The sequence below is a fragment of the Streptomyces sp. SID1328 genome (assembly GCF_009865595.1).
In the GTDB taxonomy this organism is placed as follows: domain Bacteria; phylum Actinomycetota; class Actinomycetes; order Streptomycetales; family Streptomycetaceae; genus Streptomyces; species Streptomyces griseoluteus.
In genome coordinates this window covers 1-10,903 of record NZ_WWKH01000513.1, presented here as the reverse complement: position 1 = coordinate 10,903, position 10,903 = coordinate 1, and the positions used below count along the sequence as shown (strand labels likewise).

The window sequence follows — 10,903 nt, the reverse complement described above, 5'->3', positions numbered from 1 at the left end:
GTCGAGCGTGCAGGCGAGGCCGGGCGTCCAGTCGCCGTGCGCCACCGCGGACGGGACGACGACGGGCACATGCGGCCGCACGAGGTCCCTGAGCCGCGTCTCCCGCCGCAGCCGGACGGACGCCTCCCGGTCGGGCGCGAGCCGCAGCACGTACCGGGTCCCGACCCACCAGGTGTACGGGTGCTCCGGCGCGACGGGCCGTACCTCGGGCCCCTGGGCCGTACCGCTCTTCAGCAGCGAGCGGACCAGTGCGCGCACGGTGTCCGGGGTGGGGGTCGGTGGCCGGTTCATGGGTCGTGTCTCGCCGTTCCGGAAGGTCGTCGCGGAGGTGGCTGCCCGGGTCTGGTCAGTCCACCACGACCATCTCACGGGTGGTGTTGTTCAGGCGGCGTCCGCCCTCCTCCGTCACCGTCACGATGTCCTCGATCCGGACCCCGAACCGGCCGGGCAGGTAGATGCCGGGCTCGACCGAGAAACACATGCCGGGCACGAGCGGCTGCTCCTCGCCCTCGATCATGTACGGCGGCTCGTGCGTGGTGACGCCGATGCCGTGCCCGGTGCGGTGGATGAAGTACGGCCCGTACCCCGCGTCCTCGATCACCGCGCGGGCGGCACGGTCGACGTCCTGGCAGGTGGCGCCCGGCCGGACGGCCCGGAACCCGGCCTCCTGCGCGGCCCGCACCACGTCGTGCACCCGGCGCTCCTCCTCGGTCGCCTCGCCCACGTGGACCGTGCGGGTGGTGTCGGAGCCGTAGCCGTCCTTCAGCCCGCCGAAGTCGAGGACGACCATGTCGCCCCGCTGGATGACCCGCTCCCCGACCTCGTGGTGCGGGTTGGCGCCGTTGGGGCCGGAGCCGACGATGGTGAAGTCCACCTGGGAGTGGCCGAAGCGGCGCAGCAGGCCGGCGAGGTCGCGCCCCACCTCGTCCTCGCGGCGCCCGGCGAAGGGCAGCTTTCTGATCTCCTCGAAGGCGGCGTCGGCCGCGGCCCCGGCGGCGGCCAGCAGCTCCAGCTCGGCGGTGTCCTTGACGGCCCGCAGCATGGGCAGCGCGTCGGTGAGCGCGCTGCACCTGAGGTCCGGCAGAGCCCGTTGGAGGGCCAGCAGATGCAGCGCCCACGCGTTGTCGCTGACGCCGACGCCGCCCTCGGGGCCGAGCAGCTCGGCGGTGAGGGAGTGCGGGTCCTCGCCGTCGGTCCACTTCAGCAGGGTGAGCGCGGGGGCGCCCGCGGCCCGCTCGGCGTCGGGGGCCTCCAGCGCGGGCACCACGAGCACGGGGTCACGGCCCGGCGCGAGGACCAGCAGCGTGAGCCGCTCGGTGACAGGGGGCGCGTACCCCGTGAGCCAGACCAGGTCCGGTCCCGGCGCCACGAGCAGCCCGCCGAGCCCCGCCCCGGCGGCGGCGCCGGTCGCGCGCGCCATGCGGGCGCGGTAGTCCTCGGCGGTGAAGATCGCGGGCGTACTGCCGGTCATGCGGGCCTCCGGGTGTGGTCGTGGCGGCGGGGCGCGTACGGCCATCATGACGCGCGGGGCATAGGGCGACCACCGGGTTCGCGGTGGCCGCCGGGGGCGCGGGGGCGCCGTCAGCCGGTCAGCTGGAGCCGCCCGGGTGCCTGGCCGGGTACGAAGCCGTGGGCGCGGCCGCCCAGCCATTCGGCCTTGTAACGGTCGACCTCCCGATGCCAGTTGAGGATGCCCGCGAGCCAGTTCTGGAGGTCGAGGACATAGTGGTCCATCGCCGCCCGCGCCTCCTCGGAGAGCTGGAAGTCGTCGTAGAGCACGGGCAGTTCGTGCGCGACCACATGCTCGAACTGCCGCATGCGCTGGGTCATCAGGTCGTGGACGACGGCGAGCGCGGCCGGGTAGTCGATGCCGAAGAAGTTCTGCACGACGAGGATCGCGTTGTGGATCTCGCCCTCGTACTCGATCTCCTTCTGGTACGAGAAGACGTCGTTGAGCAGGCAGGCGTAGTCGATGGCGGCGTTCTCCAGCGAGCGCACCGGTCCGGTGCGGTACACCTCGGGCGGGACGGCCGGACCCTGGCCCATCCGGCACATGCTCAGGGTGAGGTCGGAGCCGAAGGTGGCGCGGCGCATCTCCAGGTAGTCGACGGGGTCGGGGACGCGGTGCTGGAGGTGGTTGGACAGCTCCCACACCCAGCTCTCGGTCATCACGTCGACGGCGGCCTTCAGGGTGTGCCGCTGCTCGACGCTCATCGGGGCGGTGGTCCGCGTCCACAGGTCGACGAGCCCGCGCTCCATGGCGTTGACCGGGACGATCCCCGGTTCACCCTCGACCGGCATGCACTGGGACAGCCGGGCCGTGGTCAGCCGGGCGGCGGCCAAGTCCCGGCGGTGGCCGTACACCAGGGGGTAGTAGTCGTCGCCGTACGTCCCCCAGGCGAGCCACTGCGCGCTCAGGTCGAGCGCCTCGGGCGTGGCGTCGGGATCGAGTCCTGCGGAGCACAGCGCGAGATCGTACGCGGCGAGCTTGTCCTCGTCCCAGACGCCCTCGCTCAGGATGCCCATGGTGTGGCACCACGTGACGAGGTGCTGCCGGGAGGCGTCGAGGTGCGGGCTCAGCTCCAGCGGGAACGGCATGTGGAATTCGGGCAGCAGCGACGGCCCGACCTTCTGGTACGGGACGTGCGTGTACGCGCGCAGACGTTCGGCGCCCGCCGAGGCCAGCAGGGCGCGGACGTCGGCGGCGGAGGTGCCGGGACCGCTCGGCGCCCGCCACGGCGTCTCGGAGCGGGCGCCCTGGTTCATGTAGCGGCTGGAGCGCAGATGCCATTCGTGGCCGCCGGACTGCCAGTCCTGCAGCCCCTTGGTGTACGCGGCCACCGCCGCGACCTCGTCGGGCCGCAGCCCGTTCTCCAGCGCCACGGCGGGCACCTCGGTGAGCGCGGTGTGCTCGAACTGGTGCAGCCGTGAGGTGAGGACGTCGTTGACGGTCTCGGCGGCCTGCTGGGTCGAGCACCCGAAGAACCGCTCCAGCACCAGCACGCCGTTGCTGTTCTCGCCCTCCTCCTCCACCTCCCGCTGGTAGGAGAACAGGTCGTTGCGCAGGTGGACGGCGTCGGAGAAGGTCTCCATCAGCACCCGGAGCGGCCGGGACTCCGCGACCGGGGCGGGCACCTCGGCGGTCGCGTACTCGACGAGTCCCGCCGACCAGGGGGCGCCGCCCACCTTGCGGCGCATCTCGATGTACTCGACCGGGTTGGCGATCCGGCCCTCGTTGATGTTGGACAGTTCCCACATCGACTCGTTGAGCAGGTGCTCGGTCGCCACGGCGAAGCGGCGCCGCCAGTCCGCGGACATCGCCGGAACCGTGCGCGCCCAGAGGTCGGCGAGGCCCGCCTCGACCGGGTTCTCCGGCTCGGGGACGGGGGCGGCGGGGTCGAGCGGCATGAACAGCGGGAGCCGGTCCAGGTGGGCCTTGCCGGCCGCGCGGTCCGGAGTGCGCTTGAACATGTCGAGGAAGTGGTCGTCGAAGAAGAACACCCACACGTACCAGTCGGTGATCAGCGAGAGCGCGGACCCGTCGCAGTCGGGGTGGGTGTAGGCGCACAGCAGGCCGTAGTCATGCGCCTCCAGGTCGGCCTGGTCCCAGATCCCGGAGCCCTCCAGCATGCCCATCCCGCGCGCCCACTCGGTGGAGTGGGCACGGGCTTCGTCCAGATGCGGATTGAGCCGCGCGGGATACGGCATGTAGAAGTGCGGGAGTTCGAACGGCTGCGTCATGGCGGGGGGCTACCCGCCGGGCAAATGGGCCATCCGCCACGACGGGGATGATCACACCATCGCGTGAACCAGTGCCGAAACCGGGAACTCGCAGCGCTCGGTGTGGCGTTGACCGTCACAGCCACGCCCCTGCCCGTGGCCCGTTTCCGGCCCTGTCGACGACATCCGGACAGCCGGGCACCGGAGGCCGTCACTCCCCTTGTCCGTCCCCCGGGCCGGGGCCACGGTATGGGCCATGATCCCCTCCCCGCCTCCCCGGCACCGATTACCGCACGCGCCCGCCCCGGTGTCCTGGCAGGACGAGCCCGGCACGGCGGACCGGCCGCCCGGCCCCGGCTTCTGGGCGGTGACCCGGCACGCCGACGCCCTCCGCGTACTCGAGGACCCGGTGACGTACTCCTCCCGCCCCGGACCCGGCGAACTCCCGCTCCTGGGACGGCTGCTGTCCCGCCAGGACCCGCCCCAGCACACCCGTCTCAGAGATCACACGGCCGGTGCCCTCACCCCCGAGCGCGTCGAACGCTTCACAGCGACCGCCCGCGAGCGCGCCCGCACCCTGCTCACCCGCGCACTGGACACAGCCCGCGCCACCGACGGGGTCCTCGACCTCGCCACCGCCGTGTCCGACCCGTACACCGCGCTCAACCTGGCCGACCTGCTGGGCGTCCCGCACGCCGACCGGCGACGTCTGCCCGGCTGGACCGGGCCCCACGCGCTGGAGGACACGACCGGCTACGCCCGCCGGCTCATCGTCCACCGCCGCCGCTATCCGGACGACGACCTCACCACGGTGCTGGCCCACAACGCCCGGCTCACCTCCGACGAGCTCGACATGCTCGTCCCCCTCCTCCTGACCACCGGCCTCGCCCCGATGCGCGACGCGGCGGCGGGCGGACTCGCGGTGCTGGCACAGCACGCCGAGGCGTACCGGGAGCTACGCGAAGGGACAGCGGAACTCGGCCCCGCGATCGAGGAGTTGCTCCGCCTGCACCCGCCTCTGCTCACCCTCCGCCGCACCGCCGCCACGGACACCGACCTCTCCGGGCACCGCATCCGGCGCGGTGACAGGATCGTCGTCTCCCTCGCTGCCGCCAACCGCGACGCCGAGGTCTTCACCACTCCCGACCGCCTGGACCTCGCCCGCGCGCCCAACCCGCACCTCTCCCTCGGCGCAGGTCCGCACCTCTGTCTGGGCGCCGACTTCGCCCGGCTGCAACTGCGCGTCCTCCACGAGGAGGTGCTGCACGCCCTGCCGGAGCTGCGGCTCGCCGGGCCGGTGCTGCGGTCCGGCTCCGGCGTCACCCACGGTGTCGCGTCACTGCCCGTGCGGGCCGGCTGACGGGTTGACCTGGATCAGGGCGTGGGTGCCGCTGGTGAGCCACTTCCTTCCCTCCGCCTTGTCCAACGCCGCCTCGGTGGCGGCGGAGAGCCCGGTGACGACCTCGGACTTGAGGGTGCGCAGCGCGGCCACCGGGCCGGGGAACCAGGCGGTCACCTCGTCGAAGGGCGTGGTGGCCGGCCAGTACCGGTCACCCACCAGACGGCGGTAGTTGAGGTCGCCCTTGAACAGGGTGAGGTCGGCCGCCGCGAAGTCGGCACGGAGGTCGTCCGGCATGTCGGCGTAAGGCAGCGGCGAGCAGGAGAAGGGGTGGGCGCGGAGGACGAGGCGGCCGTCGCCCAGGGCCGACCAGAGCGTGTCGCCGTACTCCCCCGCCAGACCGCCCGCCGGGCGGAGGCGGTGCAGGGCGTCGATCACGTCGGCGGTGGTTGCGTCGGATACGTAGTACGGCGTCGGCTTGAGGTGCAGGACCGCGCGGCCGATCCGGGGCTCGGTGAGGAGCGCGGCGATGAGCAGCAGGTCGGGGACGAGCTCGCGGCCGGCATTGTCCGCGACCAGGCAGAGGGTACCGGTGCCGCCGGGCGGGAGCAGCGACCAGAGGAGGTCGCTGTCGTCGGCCACCAGGCCCGGGGCGGCTTCGCGTCGCTCGCCGCCCTCGGCGGACAGCTGGAAGCTGAGGTCGGCGCGGTTGCCCCAGAGGGAGCCGCTCAGCAGGGCGCGGTCGCGGTCGTCGGCCGGGCGGTCCCGGAGTGCGTCGAGGGCGGACAGCTCGGCGTCGGTCTCGGCGGAGTGGAGTTCGCCGGTCTTGGAGGGGCGGAACGGGTCGATGCCCCGCCAGGCGCCGGGACCGAAGTAGCCGACGGCGCCGAGCAGGCGGCGGTAGAAGTAGCTCTCGGCCCACAGCCACGGCACGTCGAACCAGGACTGGCCCGCGTAGGTGTCCATACCCCAGCTCTGCCAGCGCTCGCGGTCGGGGGCATCGGCGGGCAGGGGTTCGATGACGCCCTCGGTGCAGTTCTTCAGAAGGGCGTCCAGCTCGCGCTGCTGCGGGGGCTCGTAGGGGAGGCCGGCGCGGACCTGGCGGATGATCGCGGGGTGCCGTTCGGCCAGGGTGCGGTGCGGGAAGGAGCCGGGTGCGTCGGCGCGGATGACGGGCGCGGTGGGGGCGGCGTCGGACATGCCGTCACCGTACCCCGCAGGTCAGCCGGTCCTCGCCTCCCGCTCCAGTTGCGCCGCGAGGGCGAGGTAGCGGGGGCGGCGGTGCACCGGGACCAGGCTGCGGAGCATCAGGTACCACATCTCGGCGACCCTGCGGGGCAGCCGTGCGGGTGGTTCCAGGGTGCGCCCGGCGACCCTGGTGCCGACGAAGAAACAGACCAGGGAGTGGGCGACGATCCCGGCGTCCAGTTCGACGTGCACGTCGCAGTCCCGGACCGCGCCGTGCAGCTTGCGGGAGGCGAACTCCAGCCACTCGGTGAAGGGGTGCCGCAGCGGCGGCCGCACGGGCAGGTTGGTGGTGACCAGGCGGAGCCCGGCGCGGGGCACCGGGTCGTGCACGGCGAGGCGGGCAAGGGCGAACGTGACGCGCATCAGCGCCTCCAGCGACGAGCAGCCCCGGCTCTCGACCTCGGCCACCACCTGCCGGGCGGCCACCGACTGGAGTTCGAGGATGGCGTGGGCCAGGTCCTCCTTGGCGGCGAAGTGGAAGTACAGGGCGCCCTTGGTGACGTTCGCATGTCCGACGATGTCGCTCAGACTGGTTGATTCATACCCTTGCCGGTCGAACAGGTCGGCCGCGGCGGTGATGATCGTCGTCCGGGTCTGTTCAGCGCGCAACTGCCTCGCCATCGGCCGACCCCTCTCCTGCACGAACGGGACACGCGGTTTGTTTTGACCCCTCGCATACGATAACTCACCGAGCCGCAACGGGAGTCACGTGGGACGCACCGAGATTCCGTGCTCTTCCACACTTCCTCCCCTGCTCGACCGGGGTGAACTGGGCCTTCCGCTTTTATCCGGCTCCGGGGGCTTACGGGTGCACTGCGTCGCTCACGCGAAGATTCCCGGGCGTCGAGGGGTACGGCAAAAACAGCCGATGCGGTCTGTAATTGACTTCTTCGGTCAACTGGGGGTCTGAACACCCCCGTGCCGTCACCCGTATTGGGGACGGAGACCCCCTTCCCCGCCCCGCCGAGGAGACGTCCCGGATGACTCGGATGACCCCCCGCCTGAGCACTCTGGCGGCCGCCGCCGCGACCCCGCTCCTGCTGCTGCCGTGGACGGCGGGCCCGGCACTGGCGCACGGCGCCCCCACCGATCCGGTCAGCCGGGTCTACGCCTGCTCGCCCCAGGGCGGCAGCGCCAACCGGTCGGCCGCCTGCCGGGCCGCGATCACGGCGAACGGCGCCCCTTTCACCGCGTGGGACAACCTGCGGGTACCCGACGTCAACGGCCGTGACCGGCAGGTGATTCCGGACGGCAGACTGTGCAGCGGGAATCTGCCCGCCTACCGGGGTCTCGACCTGGCCCGCACCGACTGGCCCGCCACCCGGCTGACTCCGGGCGCCCGGCTGACCCTGACGTACGCCTCCACGATCGCCCACGAGGGTTCGTTCCGGCTGTACCTCACCAAGCCCGGCTACGACCCGGCGAAGCCGCTGAAGTGGTCCGACCTGCCGGACCGCCCGTTCGCCGAGTTCAGGAACCCGCCGCTGAGCAACGGGGCGTACCACCTTCAGGCGACGCTTCCCTCGGACCGGACGGGACGTCAGATGCTGTACACGATCTGGCAGAACACCAGCACGCCGGACACCTACTACTCGTGCTCCGACGTGGTGCTGGCGAGGGGGAGCGCGGCGTCGGGGGGCGGTTCGGGCGCCACCCGGCCCGCGCCCACCAGGAAGCCGGCCTCGAAGGCGGCGACACCCTCCGCGCACGCCTCGCACCCGGCGTCCGCCTCGCCCTCGGCGGAGGCGTCGACTCCCGTGCCGCGCAAGGACTCCTCGTACGCAGCCGTGCCGGACGACGGCAAGCCGGTGGCCGAGGCGACCCGTGCGAAGTCGGGCCCCTCGGCTCCGTTGCTGGCGGGCGGTGCGGCCGCGGTGCTGGTGGTCACCGCGGCCGCCGCCCTCGTCCCGCGCCTGCGCCGACGCTGAACAGGCTTCAGTGAACGGTCAGTTGACGAACACCGGCGCGCCCGCGTCGGTGACCGGGGCGTACTTGGCGGTGAAGTAGCCGCTGGCGAAGCAGAGCGACGAGCCGGACACCTTGCTGAACTGCTGGTTGGTGAAGGTGATGCTGTTGTCGGCGTTGTCCGCCTTCCCGGTCAGACTCGGCGCCTGGTAGACGCAGGTGACGGAGCCGAGCAGGGTGCGCAGCTTGACCGTGGTCTGGATGGTCGAGCCGCTCGCCGGGGCGACGGAGAGGGTGCCGTCGGAGGAGACCGAGGCGGTGTAGGGCAGGTGGTCGACGGTGATGCCGTTGACACCGAGGACCCCGGTGACGTTGCTGGTGCACGTCGAGCTGTCGAAGGTGTGGCCGGTGACCGACTCGGTGGCGGAGCCCGGAGCCGCCGGGTTGCCGGTGACCTGGGCCGTGAACTGGGACGCCTTGCAGGTGACACCGCTGGTGCCGGTCGCGCTGGAGTACAGGGTGGCGGAGGTGCCGGCGGCCAGCGGCGCGGTGAGGGTGTCGCCGACGGCCACGGCGGTGCCGCCGGCACCACCCGTGGTGAGGACGGTGCCCGCGTCGGCGGACGCGGGGACGGCCACGGCGACGGTGAGCGCGGTGACGGTTCCGGCAAGGGCGAGGAAGGTGCGCATGCGGGTGCCTCTCTTCCGAGGTGGGGGGCGGAGAGCAGGGTGCGCCGGGATGCGATGCGAGGTGCGGGATTTCGTATACGGGACGGCCGCCCGGAGAAGCCGGGAACCGGCGCGTGCCGCGGGTCGGGCCCGGCGCCACGGTCCCGAGGAGATCAGGCAGAGTTGTAGACCTGATGTGACGCCAACGTCAATACGGTGCAAGGGAGTTGGAGGTCAGCGGCACGCGCCTGCGCAGGGTCGGCACCTACTTTTCACCACTCTCTTGACCCTTCAATGTAACCGGCGGTAACTTCCGAGAAGGCTACCGTCGCGTAACCGGCCAGAGCCCTCGCGTCCACCGGGAACAGCGAGGCGGCCCACGCGGCCGCCCTTGTCCGCGCCAGGACAACGCGCCACCTGAAACCGCATGGATCTACGCCCATGGGAGCAGACATGGCCTCGTCCCCGGACCTCTCGTCCACCGACCCCACCCCCGCGCCCGACCCGGCCGGCGGCGTACGGCGCGGGCGCGTCCGGTACCGCCGGGCCGCCGTACTGGCGGTCCCCGCCACCCTTGTCGCGGCCGGGCTCGCGATCCTGACCGCCGAGGGCGCGCTGGGTGTGCAGTTCGCCATCTCCGGCATGCCGTTCACCGTCACGGCGACCGAGCTGAACGGCACCGGCTTCGAGCAGTTCGGCGGCCTGGACAACATGGCGGACGGCAGCCCGAACGCGGGTGACACCGGCGGGCAGGTGCTCGTCGTCACCTCCGCGATCAAGAGCGCGACCCTCACCAAGCTGTGCCAGAGCGTCGACCTGGGCGGCACCAACCTGCTGATCAAGGCGGGCCAGGGCAGGACGAAGGTGACGGCGACCGATCTGACCACCGACTCCACCGAACTGTCGGGCAACGCCTCCTTCGACCACATCGAGATCGGCAACGACGCCAGCACGCTGAACAAGGCCAACGCCAAGGGCCCGATCGGCGTCTTCTCCCAGCAGGCCGACACCGTGCACATCGCCAACCTGCGCCAGACCAACTACGCGACCACCGCCGGCGTGTTCAAGCTGCCCGGTCTGAAGCTGGGCTTCAGCGACTCGGGCTGCTGAACCGATGGCGGAGCCTGGGCGCCGGACAGCGAGGGCGGCCTTCCGCGACTGGCGGGGGCGGCGGCCGTTCTGGGGCGGGCTGCTGCTCGCGCTGGGCGGCACCGAGATCCTGCTCACCGAGAAGGCGTCGCTGAAGGTCGTCATGCACATCGGCATGCAGGGGCTCGCGGGCTACCTGCTGCCGGCCCTGATGCTGCTGCTCGGGCTGCTGGTCCTCTTCAACCCGGCCCAGCGGCTGTTCTACTCGATCGTCGGCGTCCTGGTCTCGCTGGGCAGCTGGCTCACGTCCAACCTGGGCGGCTTCTTCATCGGCCTGCTCCTCGGGGTCGTCGGCAGCTGCCTCGCCTTCGGCTGGCTGCCCGACCAGGAGGCCCGCGTGTCCCGACGAGAGCGGCGCCGGGAGCGCGCCGACGCCTGACCACGGGTTTCCACGGACCCGGCGGCACCCTGCCGCCGGGTTCTGACTCTTTCAGGTGATACGGGAACTTCTCCCCCGGCGTGCCGAGTTCACCGGACAGCGGGGTCGACCGGCGTGGGGGCGGCGGGAGCGGCGCTCTCGTCCTTCATCGCCTTCGCCTCGCTCTTGAGGATGCGCAGGGACCGGCCCAGCGAGCGAGCGGTGTCCGGCAGCTTCTTGGAGCCGAACAGCACGATGAAGACGATCGCCACGACCAGCAGATGCCAGGGTTCCAGTCCATTGCGGAGCACGGTCGCCCTCCCTTTTCCCACGCGGTTCCTGACGGCCAGGGCTCCCGCGCCTCCGGCCCGTTCAGCGATGATTGCTACATTGCGCAACTGTACAACCCAGGGAGAGGCACAAGAGGGCGGGCGATGAGCATCACGAGCAGCCGGGGGACGGCACCGTCACGGCGACGCGGCGGCGGCCGGAGCTCCCCGGAGGGCCAGGGCGGCT

The 10,903-nt window shown here is 72.0% G+C and carries 11 protein-coding genes; 4 read left to right on the top strand and 7 right to left on the bottom strand.

All coding sequences use genetic code 11. From position 1 onward, the window contains the following. The 3 genes from GT030_RS15995 to cyc2 form a co-directional block, all read right to left on the bottom strand. Nucleotides 1-291, bottom strand: a 291-nt coding sequence (locus GT030_RS15995; RefSeq protein ID WP_346009655.1) for a phosphotransferase, incomplete at its 3' end; no start/stop codon positions are given. Nucleotides 292-346: 55 nt separating this feature from the next. Further along, nucleotides 347-1,471, bottom strand: a complete 1,125-nt coding sequence (locus tag GT030_RS15990; RefSeq protein ID WP_161201667.1) for an aminopeptidase P family protein — start codon at nt 1,469-1,471, stop codon at nt 347-349. 110 nt (nt 1,472-1,581) lie between these two features. Further along, nucleotides 1,582-3,741 carry a germacradienol/geosmin synthase Cyc2 gene (gene cyc2, locus GT030_RS15985; RefSeq protein ID WP_161201666.1) on the bottom strand — a complete coding sequence of 720 codons (2,160 nt, stop codon included), beginning with the start codon at nt 3,739-3,741 and terminating at the stop codon, nt 1,582-1,584. 235 nt (nt 3,742-3,976) lie between these two features. On the opposite strand from cyc2, the gene GT030_RS15980 reads away from it, so the two are divergent. Then, nucleotides 3,977-5,080 carry a cytochrome P450 gene (locus GT030_RS15980; protein ID WP_161201665.1) on the top strand — a complete coding sequence of 368 codons (1,104 nt, stop codon included), beginning with the start codon at nt 3,977-3,979 and terminating at the stop codon, nt 5,078-5,080. Here the strand turns inward: GT030_RS15980 and GT030_RS15975 are convergent. Beyond that, entirely contained in the window at nt 5,057-6,259 is a 1,203-nt protein-coding gene (locus GT030_RS15975) for a damage-control phosphatase ARMT1 family protein (protein ID WP_161201664.1), read from the bottom strand. The two genes, GT030_RS15980 and GT030_RS15975, sit on opposite strands and share 24 nt — an antisense overlap. 21 nt (nt 6,260-6,280) lie before the next feature. After that, entirely contained in the window at nt 6,281-6,928 is a 648-nt protein-coding gene (locus GT030_RS15970; RefSeq protein ID WP_161201663.1) for a ScbR family autoregulator-binding transcription factor, read from the bottom strand. 359 nt (nt 6,929-7,287) lie between these two features. Between GT030_RS15970 and GT030_RS15965 the strand changes: the two genes are divergently transcribed. Beyond that, on the top strand, nt 7,288-8,235 hold the full coding sequence (locus GT030_RS15965; RefSeq protein WP_161201662.1) for a lytic polysaccharide monooxygenase: 948 nt from the start codon (nt 7,288-7,290) through the stop codon (nt 8,233-8,235). 18 nt (nt 8,236-8,253) lie between these two features. Here GT030_RS15965 and GT030_RS15960 read toward each other — a convergent pair whose 3' ends face one another. Then, nucleotides 8,254-8,901, bottom strand: coding sequence for a Tat pathway signal sequence domain protein (locus GT030_RS15960; protein ID WP_161201661.1), 648 nt, complete (start codon nt 8,899-8,901; stop codon nt 8,254-8,256). 432 nt (nt 8,902-9,333) lie between these two features. On the opposite strand from GT030_RS15960, the gene GT030_RS15955 reads away from it, so the two are divergent. Both GT030_RS15955 and GT030_RS15950 read left to right on the top strand, forming a co-directional pair. Continuing rightward, nucleotides 9,334-9,990 carry a DUF6230 family protein gene (locus GT030_RS15955; RefSeq protein ID WP_161201668.1) on the top strand — a complete coding sequence of 219 codons (657 nt, stop codon included), beginning with the start codon at nt 9,334-9,336 and terminating at the stop codon, nt 9,988-9,990. 4 nt (nt 9,991-9,994) lie between these two features. Further along, a complete protein-coding gene (locus GT030_RS15950; RefSeq protein ID WP_161201660.1) occupies nt 9,995-10,408 on the top strand; it encodes a DUF6114 domain-containing protein in 414 nt (137 codons plus the stop codon). Between the two features lie 89 nt (nt 10,409-10,497). On the opposite strand, the gene tatA is transcribed toward GT030_RS15950, so the two are convergent. Continuing rightward, complete coding sequence (gene tatA / locus GT030_RS15945; protein WP_161201659.1) at nt 10,498-10,698, bottom strand: Sec-independent protein translocase subunit TatA; 201 nt, start codon at nt 10,696-10,698, stop codon at nt 10,498-10,500. Between the last annotated feature and the right edge of the window lie 205 nt (nt 10,699-10,903).

Bases quoted from the DNA above. Each gene is read 5' to 3' on its own strand.
- GT030_RS15990 (WP_161201667.1), bottom strand. From the start codon at position 1,471: ATGACCGGCAGTACGCCCGCGATCTTCACCGCCGAGGACTACCGCGCC.
- cyc2 (WP_161201666.1), bottom strand. From the start codon at position 3,741: ATGACGCAGCCGTTCGAACTCCCGCACTTCTACATGCCGTATCCCGCG.
- GT030_RS15980 (WP_161201665.1), top strand. From the start codon at position 3,977: ATGATCCCCTCCCCGCCTCCCCGGCACCGATTACCGCACGCGCCCGCC.
- GT030_RS15975 (WP_161201664.1), bottom strand. From the start codon at position 6,259: ATGTCCGACGCCGCCCCCACCGCGCCCGTCATCCGCGCCGACGCACCC.
- GT030_RS15970 (WP_161201663.1), bottom strand. From the start codon at position 6,928: ATGGCGAGGCAGTTGCGCGCTGAACAGACCCGGACGACGATCATCACC.
- GT030_RS15965 (WP_161201662.1), top strand. From the start codon at position 7,288: ATGACTCGGATGACCCCCCGCCTGAGCACTCTGGCGGCCGCCGCCGCG.
- GT030_RS15960 (WP_161201661.1), bottom strand. From the start codon at position 8,901: ATGCGCACCTTCCTCGCCCTTGCCGGAACCGTCACCGCGCTCACCGTC.
- GT030_RS15955 (WP_161201668.1), top strand. From the start codon at position 9,334: ATGGCCTCGTCCCCGGACCTCTCGTCCACCGACCCCACCCCCGCGCCC.
- GT030_RS15950 (WP_161201660.1), top strand. From the start codon at position 9,995: ATGGCGGAGCCTGGGCGCCGGACAGCGAGGGCGGCCTTCCGCGACTGG.